16 protein-coding genes are annotated in these 15,662 nt (G+C 41.5%); 7 read left to right on the top strand and 9 right to left on the bottom strand.

Annotated elements, in window-relative coordinates; translation table 11 throughout:
- Positions 1 to 46 precede the first annotated feature (46 nt).
- The gene (locus K1X56_10070) at positions 47 to 454 is read right to left on the bottom strand and encodes an acyl-CoA thioesterase (protein MBX7095059.1); all 408 of its coding nucleotides are present in this window, start codon (positions 452 to 454) and stop codon (positions 47 to 49) included.
- Positions 455 to 607: 153 nt separating this feature from the next.
- Positions 608 to 2,440 carry a signal peptide peptidase SppA gene (gene sppA / locus K1X56_10065; GenBank protein MBX7095058.1) on the bottom strand — a complete coding sequence of 611 codons (1,833 nt, stop codon included), beginning with the start codon at positions 2,438 to 2,440 and terminating at the stop codon, positions 608 to 610.
- A gap of 64 nt (positions 2,441 to 2,504) precedes the next feature.
- Here sppA and folK point away from each other — a divergent pair, with 64 nt between their 5' ends.
- The 3 genes from folK to K1X56_10050 all read left to right on the top strand — a co-directional run bounded on the left by folK (position 2,505) and on the right by K1X56_10050 (position 5,504).
- Positions 2,505 to 3,047, top strand: a complete 543-nt coding sequence (gene folK, locus K1X56_10060) for a 2-amino-4-hydroxy-6-hydroxymethyldihydropteridine diphosphokinase (protein MBX7095057.1) — start codon at positions 2,505 to 2,507, stop codon at positions 3,045 to 3,047.
- A complete protein-coding gene (locus K1X56_10055; protein ID MBX7095056.1) occupies positions 3,044 to 3,679 on the top strand; it encodes a deoxynucleoside kinase in 636 nt (211 codons plus the stop codon). Before folK ends, K1X56_10055 begins: the two co-directional genes overlap by 4 nt.
- 106 nt (positions 3,680 to 3,785) lie before the next feature.
- Positions 3,786 to 5,504: a hypothetical protein gene (locus K1X56_10050; GenBank protein ID MBX7095055.1), complete on the top strand. Its 1,719-nt coding sequence runs from the start codon at positions 3,786 to 3,788 to the stop codon at positions 5,502 to 5,504.
- Positions 5,505 to 5,582: 78 nt separating this feature from the next.
- On the opposite strand, the gene K1X56_10045 is transcribed toward K1X56_10050, so the two are convergent.
- Entirely contained in the window at positions 5,583 to 6,161 is a 579-nt protein-coding gene (locus K1X56_10045) for a hypothetical protein (GenBank protein MBX7095054.1), read from the bottom strand.
- Positions 6,162 to 6,170: 9 nt separating this feature from the next.
- Positions 6,171 to 7,322 (bottom strand): porin, encoded by a 1,152-nt coding sequence (locus K1X56_10040; GenBank protein MBX7095053.1) that lies wholly within the window; start codon positions 7,320 to 7,322, stop codon positions 6,171 to 6,173.
- A 106-nt stretch (positions 7,323 to 7,428) separates the two neighbouring features.
- Between K1X56_10040 and K1X56_10035 the strand changes: the two genes are divergently transcribed.
- On the top strand, positions 7,429 to 9,426 hold the full coding sequence (locus K1X56_10035) for a dehydrogenase E1 component subunit alpha/beta (GenBank protein MBX7095052.1): 1,998 nt from the start codon (positions 7,429 to 7,431) through the stop codon (positions 9,424 to 9,426).
- A 2-nt stretch (positions 9,427 to 9,428) separates the two neighbouring features.
- The gene (locus K1X56_10030) at positions 9,429 to 9,881 is read left to right on the top strand and encodes a hypothetical protein (GenBank protein ID MBX7095051.1); all 453 of its coding nucleotides are present in this window, start codon (positions 9,429 to 9,431) and stop codon (positions 9,879 to 9,881) included.
- A 2-nt stretch (positions 9,882 to 9,883) separates the two neighbouring features.
- Here K1X56_10030 and K1X56_10025 read toward each other — a convergent pair whose 3' ends face one another.
- Positions 9,884 to 10,609, bottom strand: coding sequence for a TIGR00730 family Rossman fold protein (locus K1X56_10025; GenBank protein ID MBX7095050.1), 726 nt, complete (start codon positions 10,607 to 10,609; stop codon positions 9,884 to 9,886).
- 168 nt (positions 10,610 to 10,777) lie between these two features.
- On the opposite strand from K1X56_10025, the gene K1X56_10020 reads away from it, so the two are divergent.
- Positions 10,778 to 11,221 carry a peptidylprolyl isomerase gene (locus K1X56_10020; GenBank protein MBX7095049.1) on the top strand — a complete coding sequence of 148 codons (444 nt, stop codon included), beginning with the start codon at positions 10,778 to 10,780 and terminating at the stop codon, positions 11,219 to 11,221.
- Positions 11,222 to 11,265: 44 nt separating this feature from the next.
- Here the strand turns inward: K1X56_10020 and K1X56_10015 are convergent, their stop codons facing one another.
- Genes K1X56_10015 through ribD form a run of 4 tightly spaced genes read right to left on the bottom strand, consistent with a single transcriptional unit; the run spans position 11,266 to position 14,723 of the window.
- Positions 11,266 to 12,198: an aminopeptidase gene (locus K1X56_10015; protein ID MBX7095048.1), complete on the bottom strand. Its 933-nt coding sequence runs from the start codon at positions 12,196 to 12,198 to the stop codon at positions 11,266 to 11,268.
- Positions 12,195 to 12,812 carry a YigZ family protein gene (locus K1X56_10010; protein ID MBX7095047.1) on the bottom strand — a complete coding sequence of 206 codons (618 nt, stop codon included), beginning with the start codon at positions 12,810 to 12,812 and terminating at the stop codon, positions 12,195 to 12,197. The genes K1X56_10015 and K1X56_10010 overlap by 4 nt, the downstream gene beginning before the upstream one ends.
- Positions 12,813 to 12,817: 5 nt before the next feature.
- Positions 12,818 to 13,684, bottom strand: coding sequence for a DMT family transporter (locus K1X56_10005; GenBank protein MBX7095046.1), 867 nt, complete (start codon positions 13,682 to 13,684; stop codon positions 12,818 to 12,820).
- A 1-nt stretch (position 13,685) separates the two neighbouring features.
- Positions 13,686 to 14,723, bottom strand: coding sequence for a bifunctional diaminohydroxyphosphoribosylaminopyrimidine deaminase/5-amino-6-(5-phosphoribosylamino)uracil reductase RibD (ribD, locus tag K1X56_10000; protein ID MBX7095045.1), 1,038 nt, complete (start codon positions 14,721 to 14,723; stop codon positions 13,686 to 13,688).
- A 57-nt stretch (positions 14,724 to 14,780) separates the two neighbouring features.
- Here ribD and prmC point away from each other — a divergent pair, with 57 nt between their 5' ends.
- Entirely contained in the window at positions 14,781 to 15,653 is an 873-nt protein-coding gene (gene prmC / locus K1X56_09995; GenBank protein MBX7095044.1) for a peptide chain release factor N(5)-glutamine methyltransferase, read from the top strand.
- Positions 15,654 to 15,662 lie beyond the last annotated feature (9 nt).

Here is a 15,662-nt window from a genome sequence, read left to right as displayed (position 1 = left end):
AACAAAAGAGTTGCTTCCAAATTACATGCCGAAATGTTAAAAAAGCTCAATGAAGATAAGTCTTCAATGCTTCCACCAGGTCGGCCGGGGGAGAAGTTGGTCTGCCGTTTTTAGAAGAAACGAAAACAAGAGTGGTTTGACCCTCATTCAATAATTGCTCCTGATTATTGTACATTTTATAACTAAAACGAATCCGTGCTCCCTGCATTTCATCAATTTGAGTCACCAGCTGAAGCTCATCATCATAATAAGCCGGCTTAAAATATTTAATAGTGAATTCCAAAACCGGTAATAACACCCCTTCGTCTTCCAGTTTTTTATAGCTGAAACCAAGACTTCTCAAGGTTTCAACACGACCCACTTCATAGTATTCGGCATAGTTTCCATAATAACAATAACCCATACGGTCTGTTTCTCCATAACGAACGCGAAGTTGAATACGGTGCGAATACATGTAATCTGTTTTTCGTGAAAATACTGATTTAAAAAAATGAAATAGGATTTTATCTAGACCAATTTCATTCGTCATTTATAAAAGAAAAACCCCGACTGCTAAGACAATCGGGGTTTTATTTCAGGAAGTTCCTCTAAACATCATGGCAGTGGTTCAGTGGATGTCGAAATGATACGGAAGCATAGCAACAATACCCTTCGTCCTGAGAATCTTTTTGACGTTGTAAAGATACAACATCATTTCGGGGCTTAGGCCAAAATTTTGGCTAATAATTTCAATTTTTGATTCATTTTTTAAACTTTCCATCAACTCCTCAAACGGAGGCTTAACTTTCGGATATTCAGCGACATAATATTGATTTTCTGACAGTTTGGCGCGTTTGGCAGCTTCATTTATGGCCGCATCCAGGCCTCCCAGTTCGTCCACCAGACCTATCTTAAGGGCATCTGTTCCGGCCCACACTCTTCCCTGGCCGATGGAGTCCACCATTTCGCGGGTCAGGTTCTTGTGTTTGCGACCTTCAGCCACCTTCGAGGTGAAGTCAAAATAAATATCGTCCACCCCTTTTTGAATGATTTTATATTCGAAATCGTCGAGGGGACGAGAAATCGATCCTAGATCCGAATGGGTATTGGTTCTAACGCGATCGTAGGTAATTCCAATGTTTTCTTTCAGCATGCGCTCGGTGTTTGGCAAAATTCCGAATACACCTATAGAACCGGTAATCGTGTTCGGTTGAGCGTAAATTTTATCCGCAGCACAGCTGATGTAATATCCACCCGAAGCGGCAACATCACCCATCGATACAATAAAAGGTTTGGCTTTTTTAGCAAGAACCACTTCTCTCCAGATCACATCCGAAGCCAAAGCACTTCCACCGGGTGAATTAACACGGAGAACGATGGCTTTTACAGTGGTGTCCAAACGGACTTTCCTGATTTCTTCAGAAAGAGTAACCGAACCGATAGAGTTTTTATCGCCTTTACCATCAATAATATCGCCCACGGCATAAATCACTGCAATTTGTGATTTGTCCTGATTGGCCAATTCCTCTTCTTTTTTGATTTTATTCAGCCTTTTGTCTTTGTTGTAATCGGAAATGGCAACAAGATTTAATTCTTCTTTTTCTTCAATGCCCACTTTTTGTTTCAGTAAAGCATAGGCTTCATCGCGGTAGGCAATTTGGTCCACAAAGTGATGTTCTTTTGCTGCATCGGCCGTTTGTAACACCAATGAATCGGCGAGTAAATTCAATTGTTCAATAGAGATTTTCCGTTGTTCGGAAATACCCTGCATCATATGTCCCCATAATGCATTCAGGTATTTAGTGGTTTGCTCTCGGTTGGCATCGCTCATTTTTTCATACATAAATGGCTCTACAGCGCTTTTAAATTTATTGTTGCTTCCGCGAATGATGGCTAAATCCAGATCGAGTTTATCTATCATGCCTTTCATAAACATGATTTCTGCAGTTAAACCGGTGTGTTGTGCTATACCTTGGGGATAAAGCAAAATCTGATCGGCTACGGTAGCGAGGTAGTACGATTTATGCGTATAAATTTCAGAATAGGCAATGATGAATTTTCCGCTTTTTTTGAATTCAAGCAGCATATTGCGCAATTCTTCTACACTGGCCATTCCACCACTTACCGCAGAAATATCAAGGAAAATTCCTTTAATCATTTCATCCTTGGCAGCGCGCTGAAGGCATTTGTGCATCACATTTAATCCGCTCACTTTTTCAGAACTGAATCCGCCAAATCCGAAGTTGAAATCCGGATTCGTTGCCTGGTCGCTGATGGGATTGTCCAGCTTAATATGTAATACCGAGTTTTCTTTTACTTCCACTTTATTCTTGTCTTCCAGTCCTTCAAATGCACTCATGAACTGCGAAACCAGAAATACGGCAAATAAAAAGGCCACCAGAATACCGGTGATGAGGTGTCCGACTGCAGAGGCAGCCATCATTTTAAAAAATTCTTTCATGGGTAGATAATTTCTAGGTCAAAAATAGTTGAGCATCACCCGGTGATGAAGGGCTTTTACACCAATGGCTGCTGGACGTGTTGAAGGGAAAGTTACATTTGCACCCATGATGCGTTTTGCTTTGCTGCTTGGGGGAAATTCAGGAGATGTTAGGGGGACCTTTGTCCGCGCCTTGTCCTTATTACAAGGAAAAGCAGGGACCATTCAAACGCAATCCCAACTCTACCAGTCGCCCTCCTGGGGTTTCGATTCGAATGATTTTCTGAACATGGCCGTTGTGCTGGAAACAGAACTATCGCCGCTGGAATTACTCGATTGTGCCTTGGAAATTGAACGTGAATTGGGACGAAAACGCAGGGATCAACCCGGATATTCCGACCGGAGCATCGATATTGATTTGCTGTTAGGGGAGGGGATTTCGTTCGACCATCCGCGCTTGCTATTGCCGCATCCACGGTTAACATTAAGAAAATTTGCCCTTTTACCACTCAGTGAAATAGCTGCCGATTGGCAATTCCCCGACGGTTCCACGGTGATTGATGCCTTGCATATATGTGAGGATACTTCCATTGTTAAATTGTTACATCCTTTGAATTTCCCCGAATGAGTATCCATCGTTTTATTGCCATCGAAGGAAATATCGGTGCAGGGAAAACAACCCTGGCGCGGCGACTCAGCGAGTTGTGGTCGACCCAACTCATTCTGGAGCAATTCGAGGACAACCCTTTTCTTCCTTTATTTTATGAAGATCCCCGACGGCACGCCTTTCCGTTGGAAATGTACTTCCTGGCCGAGCGTTACCGCCAGCTCAGTGAAGAAATGAATGGTCCGGACCTCTTTGGCAGCACGGTGGTTTCCGACTACTACCTCGAAAAATCACTGATTTTCGCCCGTAATAACCTCGATGAAAACGAATTCAGTCTGTTCCGTCGCCTGTACGACATCATGTTTAAAACACTTCCCAAGCCCGATTTAATCGTCTTTTTAATCGTTCCCACCTCCAAATTGAAATCACACATCGAAAAAAGAGGAAGGATTTATGAACAATGTATAAAAGAAGAATATTTACAGGGAATCCAGCAGGTTTATCTGGAGCATCTTGCTACTTTACAGGGACTTCGGATCTTATTATTGGACTACGGAGAGCTGGATTTCGCTACTAAAAAGGAGGATTTATTTCGGATTTCTGAAACAATTAATCAGGAATATCCAGTAGGAATTACCCGTATTTCGCTATAAATCAATTACTTTATCGATAAAATAGCAGGATTACATTCTTGAAATCTTGGTTTTTTATTTTTAAAATAATCCGTTAATATTGCACCCGAATAAAAAAGCATCGTAAATGAAAAAGAACCAACTCATCGGATTATCACTTGCAGCTTTCTCTGGCGCAATGTTTATCCAGGGGTGTACACTTGTAAAAGACATCGAGTACAAGGTAAACCCGAATCCCGTGGAAATGCACGGCGACACTGTAACCCTTAACATCAACGGTAAATTCGTTGAAAAAGGTCTGCACAAAAAAGCAGTAGTAGAAGTAACTCCGGTTATCATCGGATCTGATGGTCAGGAGAAAGCTTTCAAAACTGAAATTTTCCAGGGGCCTAAAGCAGCGGGTAACGGTAAAGTGATCCCTAAAGAAGGTGGTTCATTCTCTTATACTTCTAAAGTTCCTTACACTCCAAACATGGAAGTGGCTGAGATCAAAGTAAAGATCCTTCCTAAAAAAGGAACCAAAGAAAAAGCACTTATTACTACAGATAAAATTGCTGATGGTACCATCATCACTCCATTATTAGTAATGAGCGACGATAAAGTAATCTTCGGTAAAGACAAATTTGTACGCGTTACTTCTCACACTGCTGAGATGGTAATCAACTACGATAAAGGTCGTCACGAAGTAAAAGGTTCTGAGTTGAAAGACAAAGACTATGTAGATTTCATGAACTGGTTAAAATCAGCCATTGCAAATCCACGCATCGACATTAAAAACATCACTATTCCTGCATATGCATCACCTGAAGGTGAAATTGCAATCAACGACAATTTAGCTAACGACCGTGCTCGCACTGCAGCTGAGGCGATTGCTAAAGAAGCGAAAAAATTGAAATGGGAAAAAGGACAAGATGCAAAATCATCGTTCTACAATCTTCAAGGTAAAGGTGAAGACTGGGATGGTTTCAAATCTGAGTTAGACAAAACGGATATTGCTGATAAAGAATTAATCGTTCGCGTTCTTGGAATGTACTCTGACGTTAACAAACGTGAGCAGGAAATCCGCAACATGGCGAAAACTTATCAGGAACTTGAGAAAAAAGTTCTTCCTAAACTTCGTCGTTCTGCAGTAACGTTGAACTACGACCTTAACGGAAAAACTGACCAGGAATTAACTGAGTGGAGCAAAACCAAACCAGATTCTTTAACTGTTGAAGAATTGTTGTTTGCTTCTACATTGACTAACGACATGAACGAAAAACTTCGCATTTTCCGTGAAGTTAGCCGTATCTACCCACAAGACTGGAGAGGTTTCAACAACACCGGAGCTATCCTCTTTATGCAAGGTAAAATCAACGACGCTCAAGCTGAATTCGAAAAAGCTGCTTCATTAGCTTCTTCTGAGCCAATCGTTAAAAATAACCTGGCTGCTTGTGCTCGTCAGAAAGGTGATCGTGCTAAAGCTGAAAAACTTCTTTCTGAAGCTTCAGGTGCTGGTCCGGAAGTATCTTACAACATGGGTATCATCAATATCCAAAAAGGTAAATACGGAGAAGCTGTTAGCCAAATGAGTTCTTTCAAAACCTTTAACCTTGCGCTTGCTCAAGTGTTAAACGGTAACGGAAATGAAGCTTCATCTACTTTAGATGCATCTGCAGAAAAAGAAGCTGCGCTTACTTTCTACCTCCGCGCAGTAATTGCTGCACGTGCAAACAACCTTGCTCAGGTTACCAGCAACCTTACTTCTGCAATCCAGAAAGATGGCTCACTGAAAACCAAAGCAGGAAAAGATCGTGAATTCCTTAAGTTCGCTAACGAAGCTAGCTTCCAGGCGATTGTAAAATAATCTTCTAAGATGCTTTTAAAAAAGGCCTCATCGTTGATGAGGCCTTTTTTATTTCTATTCGAAAAAATCAGTTGATACTTATTGAAGCTTTTCGCTTTTGAATGATTTGTGCCGAAAAGGTTGCATGTTCATTTCTGTGATCTCTGTTTTCACCGTAGCGGCAGAATCTTCGGGCGACCAGGATGTCGTTGCATCTTTAAAGATCAAATCTCCATTCGTATTCGCTGTTACACATTCCACCGATTGCCATCCTTCATCGGTACCCGGTGTATTGAATCCTACAAAATGATCGAGCAATTTCCCTTCGCCGGAATAAAGGAGGTAAACCGGACCAAAAAAGTCGGCATTCAATAAAGCGGTACATAGCATTAATCCGCTTGAAGAATCTGTATAAACCTTATCCATAAATCCACCATTTTCAATTAGAATTTCCGGAAGAAATGGAAATAAAGCACTGTCTGTAGTTTCAATCATCCGTTTCCCTTTTACCGCTTGGGAGATGCTGTTGGAGCAATAACTCATATCCTGTATGGAGGAAGGACGATATGCGCTGATGTACTCTTCAAAAGCTAAATTCTGCTTAGACGATGCTTTTTCCGTTTCACCTGAACATGCTGCAAGAACTAAAGCAGAAATAGCGATCCAATTTTTTTTCATACGTTCATTTTAAAACCAAAATCCTAATCCACAAATTACCTCCCAGCGAATATTGCTGCTTTGCGCGTTGTAGTAAAATATTTTTTCATCACTCGGTGCCTGCAATACACGCGATTCGATTCGTAGGTAGGAGTTGGGTATGGGTTTGTATTCGGTACCTGCTGTAAATCCGATGAGTTTCATTCCCGCCAATTGATGATTATCGTTATACACGGGACCCGTTAAAATTTCGTCGGGATCATCGAAAAATTCAAAACGGGAATAAACTCCCCAGTGGGTTGTTACTCTGTATTTCGCAGCGATAAGCGTGCTATACATCATGGCAGTAGCAGAAGAATCGCTGAGTTTGGTGTTTTGCTGCAATCCGAAATTACCTTCTACACCGAGAGTGAAGCGATTGGTTTTATAAACCATGTATAAATTGTTGTAAAGGCGCATTTGTGGCAGAGGATAATCATCGGCCGACTCATCCGATGCCAGCGATGAAAAGGATAAATTAAAATGCTCGCCGGGTGTCCATGCCGCAGAAACACCTACAGCTTTATTGGAATTGGTTTCGGCAAAAGCATTGAAACCGTTAAATGCATTTAATTGGACCACGAGCGTTGGACTAAGCTCATAGGTCAGTTTAGCTCCTGCCATGTAATAAGGCTCGAAATAAGTGGTGGTGGCAAAGCTCATGGTGACGTTCTCCCTTGGCTGTATCGACTCCAGTCCGATATGCGTACGAAAAAAACCGGCATCGAACCATAAGCCTTTTGCAATTCTGAAACCCAGATTGGCTTCCTGAATGAGATTCAAAAGGGGCGACCAGGCACTTTGGGGACAATCGCCCCAGAATAACGTGGCAATACCCCGAAAACGATCCGACTGATAACGGGCCGAAACCTGGGCAATATTTAATCCGAATTGATCAGAGCGCGGTGCAGTGGTTGGGAATTTTTGGAATCCACCCGAACCCACCGTGTCGGAATAAAACGCGTAGTAGGTGTCGATATAGGCCGACAGTTTTATCTTTCCTGAAGTATCATATTCAACCGAATAAGGATTGATCCGGGTTCCCGTAAACGAAAGATCCTTATCGTGCTTTTTAAGGCTGTCCTTTTGACCAAACATCACCATAGGTGATAAGAGAAGGAGGAAGAGGAATAATGACTTCATAGGGCGCCAAAATAATCAAAGAATGGGAAACTTAAACCAAACAGAAAAAAAGAGGAAATGTGTAAAGGGAGGCATCATTCGACTAAATTTGTGAAAAATTCTGAATATGTCAGCCACTGTAAAACCGGTTCTTCAGTTCGACCGCAAAGGGTACTCCAACGAAACACTTTTGGATTTATACCGTTCGGTATTACTGCCCCGATTGATTGAAGAAAAAATGCTCATCCTGCTTCGTCAGGGAAGAATTTCGAAATGGTTTTCCGGTTTCGGTCAGGAAGGAATTTCGGTTGGAACAGCCAAAGCGATTAGCAAGGAAGAATATATTTTACCCATGCACCGCAATCTGGGTGTATTTACTGCAAGGGATTTGCCTTTGCATCGTTTGTTTGCGCAGTTTCAGGGAAAAGAAATGGGCTTTACCAAGGGAAGAGACCGCTCGTTCCATTTTGGATCCAAAGAACATAAAGTGGTTGGAATGATATCGCATTTGGGTCCGCAATTAGGAATTGCAGATGGAATTGCGCTCGGGCATAAACTTCGCAAAGAAGAAAAATGCACATTGGTTTACACCGGTGATGGAGGAGCTTCTGAAGGTGATTTTCATGAAAGCTTAAACGTAGCTGCCGTATGGGATTTGCCGGTGATTTTTGTAATTGAAAATAATCAATGGGGATTATCCACTCCATCCAACGAACAATTCCGTTGTAAACAATTTATCGATAAAGCGATCGGTTATGGCATAGAAGGAATTCAGGTTGACGGAAACAATCTGCTCGAAGTGTACGATACAACACGACGCATAGCAGAAGACATCCGCAAAAATCCTCGTCCCGTAATGCTGGAGTGCCTCACCTTTAGAATGCGTGGTCATGAAGAAGCTTCGGGTACAAAATACTATCCGGAAGGAATTCAGGATAAGTGGTCGGTAAAAGATCCGGTAGATAATTACGAAAACTGGTTGATTTCAGAAGGAATTTTATCGGTACAGGATGCAGAAAAAACGCGCATTGAAATTAAAAAACAAATTGCCGACGAATTAGAAATTGCATTTGCAGCACCGACTATTACGGTAGATACCGAACGCGAAATGAATGATGTGTATGCACCATTTCAATTCGTGCCAACTCCGGCCAGCAATAAAAAATCGGAGAAACGATTTATCGATGCCATAAGTGAGGGATTAAAACAAGCCATGGAAAAACATGAGAATCTTGTTTTAATGGGACAAGACATCGCTGAATATGGAGGTGTGTTTAAAGTGACCGAAGGATTTGTAGATAAATTCGGAAAAGGGCGTGTACGTAATACACCTTTATGCGAATCGGCCATTGTTGGTTCTGCATTGGGATTATCCATTAACGGACATAAAGCCATGAGCGAAATGCAATTTGCCGATTTCGTTACATGTGGATTTAATCAGATCGTAAATAACCTTGCAAAAATTCATTATCGCTGGGGACAAAACGCCGATGTGGTGGTGCGCATGCCAACAGGAGCCGGTGTTGGAGCCGGACCTTTCCACTCGCAGAGTAATGAAGCCTGGTTTTTTCATACACCCGGATTAAAAGTTGTTTACCCTGCGTTTCCCAATGAAGCGAAAGGATTATTATTAGCCGCATTCGAAGATCCGAATCCTGTAATTTTCTTTGAACATAAAGCACTATACAGAAGTATTTCCGAAGAAGTGTGCGAAGATTATTTCACACTCGAAATCGGAAAAGCATCGGTGGTGGAAGAAGGAAATGATGTAACGATAGTTACCTATGGAATGGGAGTTCATTGGGCCATGGAAACCGCGAAAGAATTAGGGATTGATGCAGATATTATCAATTTAAGGACTTTACTTCCGCTGGATACAGAAACCATTTATAACTCCGTTCGCAAAACAGGAAAAGTGCTGGTGTTGCAGGAGGATTGTCAAACAGGTGGAATTGCCGGAGAAATTGCTGCATTAATTGCAGAAAATTGTTTTGATGTGCTGGATGCACCCGTTGTTCGTGTTGGATCATTAGATACACCGGTTCCGTTTGCAGTTCCGCTGGAAAATAATTTTTTACCGAAAGACCGTTTCCGTTCTAAACTTCAGAACCTGATTAATTACTAAGGATGAAAAGCAGAGGTGGATTTTACTTTATGCTGATGGTGCTTTTTGCAAGTGCCTGCAATAAGTTTGTTCCTTCTCAAACTCCATTTACCGGCACCATTGAAGTATCACCTTGTGTGTATAAAATTCCTTCTGTTGCTATTGTTGTAGATCATAATATGACGGCCAATAAAGGCAGAAATGTATTATGGGTTTGCAGTGGTGCCAAGTTGAAAGAAAATGGAGGAAACAGTATCATATTTCTCGAATCGGGAGCCAAGCTGATTTCACGCGGTGGAACAAATACCATTTACGCAAAAGCAGGCGCAGAAATAAAATCGCTTGCACCAGGTGATGTGTTTTACTATCAACCCGGGGTCGATTTTAAAAAGGTAAAGGGTGGACAAGAAGGATTTGTTGAATGCACGAATCTTACATTCGATTATTCTGAGGCACCTTCCGGAGGTTGTAACTAAAATTATTTTCGTTCACCCAAAATCGGATTTGGTCGTGGAGATTTTTTGTTCTTCAGATCAAACTTAATAATGGAATGTTCCTCAATATGACGGACCGCTTCTTCCACTGAATCGGTAACGCAAAAATAATTGAGATCGTCGGAAGAAATCGTTCCGTGCTTTATCATCAGATCGACATGTTCCAGCAAATGTTTGTGGTAATCTTTCCCCATGATTACAATGGGAAATGGTTTTAATTTTTTCGTTTGCACCAGGGTGAGGGCTTCAAAGAATTCATCCAGTGTACCAAATCCTCCGGGCATCACCACAAATGCGTATGAATATTTGGTAAGCAAAACCTTACGCACAAAAAAGTAACGCATGGTTACCCACCGGTCTAAATATGGATTCGGATGTTGCTCAAATGGTAGTTCAATATTACAACCAACACTTTTTCCGCCGTTTTCTTTAGCACCCCGATTGGCCGCTTCCATAATGCCGGGACCCCCGCCTGTTAACACCGTAAATCCGAGTCCGGCCATTTTTCCGGCCACCTCCCGGGTTAATTCATAGGATGGATGTCCTTCTTTAAATCGCGCTGATCCGAAAATAGTTACGCAGGGTCCACTAAAGTGCAATGCACGAAATCCACGGATAAATTCCCAAAATACACGCAAGGCAAATCCTAATTCTTTCCATCTCGACCTCGGACCTTCGAGGAAGTTTAATTCCTGGTTGTTGTTTATCATAATGGTAAAAGTAGGTAAATCTCACTCTTGTAACGCGAAAATGAAGGTTTTCATTATTGGGGAATATAAAGTAAATTTGTACCGAGTTCAGAATTAGTCTCTATTCCATTCCTACGGGTCTTGTTTCAGATTTTTTTTCCGGACCCAATAATTAAAAATTAAAAAAATATGTCGCAAGCAAAATTAAATGATGTAGTGCGTGTGCATTACACCGGAAAATTGTCGGATGGAACAGTGTTCGATTCTTCAGAAAATGCAGAACCACTCGAATTCGCTATCGGAAGCGGAATGTTGATTCCCGGTTTCGAAAATGCAGTGGTTGGTATGGTTGTAAATGATATAGTAAACGTTACCATTCCTTCAGATGAAGCTTATGGTCCAGTGATGGAAGAAATGATGCAACGTGTTCCGCGCGAACATTTGCCGGAAGATATGCAGCCTGAAGTGGGAATGGAATTGGTTTCTGAAACACCCGATGGACAACAATTCATCGTTGTGGTTCGTGAAGTTGATGCAGATACCATTCTTGTAGATGCGAATCACCCATTGGCTGGTAAAGACCTCACCTTCGATATTCGTCTGGTTGAGATTCTCGGTCCGGTAGAAGAATAATCATTTTGTTTTTAAAATTGTCTGACCCGGAGAATTCCTTCGGGTCAGATTTTTTTCATGAGGTACTTATAGAGATCCACCATCGATTGGATATCTTTCTTGTGTACTTTCTCATTCGGCGTGTGCACATCAGTTTCTGCTGCACCAATAAAACACCAGTCCACCAATACATCACTTCGCTGTATGGAAGTACCGTCGCTTCCTCCTGCGCTTTCTACTTCCAATTGGAAAGGAACTTTACTTTTTTTCGCCAGCTCAATAATCTTTCGAACATAACTTTGACGTGGAATACTGCCGTCGCGCATGGAAATAACGGGACCCTTACCGGCTTTGATGCCGTGGGTAATCCAACTGATATCTGCAATTAACGATTGCCTGATCTTGTATTTCTCCAATAGAAAACGCGCTAAAAATCCAACACTGTTACCGCCGTGTTCTTCGTAGGTGGAAAAAACAATGGCTCCATTTTCTAAACTCTCGGCCACTTGCAGAGCGGTCCACACCCCAAGTCGGTTATCCATATAGCAGCATTGCACATACTCTTTTGTTTCTCTCCAATTCGGTTTAAATGTGAGGGAAGTGCCACGCTCAATCGGACGTTTATATAAATATTCCAGCGAGCGCGATCCGTCTTCATGGTCGATCAACATCAATTCACATTCAATTTTTCCTTTGGAATCTCTTCCCACCAGTATATCACCATCACTGGGTTTAGGTCCTCCAATACGAATTAAATCCCGTTCGTATCCAACGGTATATCCGATGGAATCGAGATGCGCGTAGATGGCGGTTTTGGGTTTTCCGAAAACAAGAATGATCGTATCATGAAATTCTTCTCCACTGTAAACGGTAGGTTTTTGTTTCCAGTTTTTACTGTTCTTCTTAACGTAATTCAAAATGAACTTAGTTAAATCACCTTCATCACCCGAGGGTGCGTGAATGGAACAAAGTTTCTTAAGCAGGTCTAAATTTTTCATGGCTGGTATTCTTCAATACGATAGGTTAATCCGGATAATCGTTCAAATTTTTGAATCAGACTCGATTCGTTTTTGAGTGGAATTGTTCCTTCAAGTACACATTGTTCGTCGATACGTTGTGTATGATCACGAAACTGACAATCCCTTAAATGCTTCATCACTTCATTGTATTTTTCATAGGGAAATTCACAATGAATGGATTTTTCAATGGGGTATTCATTTATCGATGCATGGTTCAGACAATCTTCAGCTGCGGCTTTGTAGGCCTGAATCAATCCTCCTACGCCAAGTTTTGTGCCGCCAAAATAACGGACCACCACAAGAAGGATATTGGTGACATTAAACGAGAGAAGTTGACCATGAATCGGCTTTCCCGCACTTCCGGCAGGTTCCTGATCGTCGTTGGCACGGTAATGTTTTCCATCGGCTCCGAGTCGGAAAGCGTAGCAATGGTGACGCGCATCAAAATGTTTTTTTCTTAATTGTTGCAGATACTCTTTTATTTTTTCCTCGTTGTTTACGGGAAAGGCATAGGCTATAAAACGAGATCCTTTTTCTTTATACAAACCTTCTGCAGGTTCAGAAATGGAATGATATGTAAAAAGCGGATCCATTGTTGTTATACCAATGCAATAAGAACAATGGCAAGGACACTTAACAAAAGTCCGATTTTATTCAACATACTGTATTTCTCCGAAAAGAAGAGGAGTCCCACCAAAGCAGAAGCAACAACGATTCCGATATTGTTGATGGGAATTAGTGTAGATGAATTAATTCCTTTTTGATCCAGTGCCAAAAACAAATAGTGGATTGAAAAATAGTTGGGGATACCTAATGCAATTCCTCCAAGAATATCCTTGATACGGATTTTCTGACGCTTTTTGAATTGCATAAAAATAAAAATGATGATTCCAGCCGAACCTGCCGTTGCAAATAAAACAGCAGAAAAATATTCAACGGTTACATTGTGGAGATAATAGAACTGGACATACTTTAACAACGTATCCGATATTCCGCTACCTAAAAATATAATAGCAGGAAAAAGAAACGCACTGCGGTTGAGGTGATTGTTTTGGTCGGATTTCAATGCCGTAAATACAACACCGGTTAATGCGAGAACAATTCCAACAATCGTTAAAAACTGCAAAGATTCCTGGTATAAAAACACCGCAGCGATGGTGGGAATTACCAGCGACATTTTATTGGCAACGGAGGTAATAGCCATTCCGTTTTTTTGCGCGCTGATGGCAATGGTGAAAAACAAACTCACAAAAATAGTTCCGATCAACATGGCAAAGGGCGACCATTCACTTCCTGCTATCAGCGAAATATCCGGCGCTTTTCCACTCATGATGAAACCAGTACTGGCAGCGGTGATGTAATTGACAATAATACCAACCGTATTGTTGATGCCGTGTTTTTCGAAAAACTTGAAGATCACCAAAAGTGAAGTAGAGAATAAAATACTCAATGCAAGGTAAATCATACTATACGTTATAGATGATGGTGAGATGATCTTCGCCGATGCTGTAATGCTCATTCGCCGTGCGGGAAAGTTGTGGCGATTTTATTCCTTCACCAATGAACAGGGGAGAGGTAAATACACGTGCTTCATCCCATAAACCCGCGTCAATAAAATGCTGCAACGTATAGGTTCCTCCTTCTATTAGCACCGATAGAATTTGTTCTTCATAAAAAATATTCATCAACGATTCAAGCACATTATCCTTTTCAATAACCCGGTAATACAAATGATTGAGATCGTCCTTTTTCTGATAATTTAAAATATAGGTTGCTGCTTCTTCACCAAATACATGCAGGTTCGAAGAAAGTTCAAGATGTGGATCGAAAACAAAACGTTTGGGTTGTCGCCCCGAATATAATCTTGCGGTTAAGTAGGGATTATCCAGCAAGGCCGTGTTTTTCCCCACCAGAATCGCTTGTTCCTGGGTTCGCCATTGGTGCACTAAAACCTGCGATTGTTGTCCGGATATTTTTGTAGCACGATTATTTTTTTCATCACGCGTTTTATCAATATACCCATCTGCACTTTGCGCCCATTTAAGAATGATGTAGGGACGTTTTTTCTGATGAAAAGTAAAAAAGCGCTTGTTCAGTTTTTTTCCTTCCTGCGCTAAAACACCCACTTCAACCTCAATACCTGCAGCCCGGAGTTTTTCAATTCCACTGCCGTTTACTTTTTCAAATGGATCGCTGTTGGCTATCACTACATGCGGAATTCCCTTTTCAATGATGAGATCCGAACAAGGAGGCGTTTTGCCATGATGTGAACAAGGTTCCAAAGTAACGTAGAGGGTTGATCGCTGTAGCAGTTCCTGGTTTTTTACTGAACGGATAGCTACAACTTCAGCATGCGGACCACCAAATTCATGATGAAATCCTTCACCGATAATTTTGTCATCGCAAACAATTACGCAACCGACCATGGGATTTGGTTCAACCAGTCCTAAGCCCGATTGCGCCAACTCCAAAGCCCTTTGCATATAGTGCTCATGCTTGTTCATAGCTCCAAATCTACAAACTAATTTTTCACCGACTTTCTTTTTGGTTAGTTTTGCTTCATGCAATTGCCTTCCGACAACCATTTATCTACACTCAGAGCTCGTTTTCATGCGCTTCTGGACCCTGATTATGGTGTTTCTGAAACGGATTCCATGTTTTTTATTCTTTGTGACGAATACCTGAATAAAAAACGATCGGAAGTGATTCTGGATCATTCCTTGCGCTTATCTGAATCTGAACTTTTAAAGTTTCATTATGCGTTAAAGGATTTAATCAGGCATCGTCCGCTCCAATACATTCTCGGAAAAGCGCCCTTTGCAGGGTTTGATTTTTTTGTGGAAGAAGGCGTTTTAATTCCTCGTCCCGAAACGGAAGAATTGGTGCACCACATCATTGCTGAAAACGCATCCAGGGAGAATATCAAAATTCTGGATATCGGCACCGGATCAGGATGCATAGCTATTAGTCTGCAACGTCTATTACCGGATTCCGAAGTTCATGCTATCGATATTTCGGAAAAAGCTCTGCAGATTGCTCAAAAAAATCAACAACAACTTTTATCCAACGTCCATTTTCACCAGGGTGATATTCTCGCAGCATCGACCCAATTTCCGGATAATTATTTTGATGTGATAGTCAGCAACCCCCCTTACATCGCCATTGCGGAAAAAGAAAGTATGCATCCCAATGTGCTGAATTTCGAACCGGCTGAGGCGCTTTTTGTTTCCGATAACGACGCCTTGTTGTTTTATAAAATAATTGAAAATAAAGCTGCCGGGTGGATGAAAGAAAAAGGACAGTTATGGCTGGAAATCAATGAACATTTAGGGACTGAAACACTGCAGTTATTTCATAACCAAAAATGGTCAGAAAGCGTTATCATCAATGATTTTCAGGGTAAGGAGCGAATGATTAGAGTGCGCAAGGCTTGAATCCAACAT

The sequence above is a fragment of the Flavobacteriales bacterium genome (assembly GCA_019694795.1).
GTDB lineage: Bacteria > Bacteroidota > Bacteroidia > Flavobacteriales_D > UBA2798 > UBA2798.
This window is presented reverse-complemented; position numbering and strand designations above follow the sequence as displayed.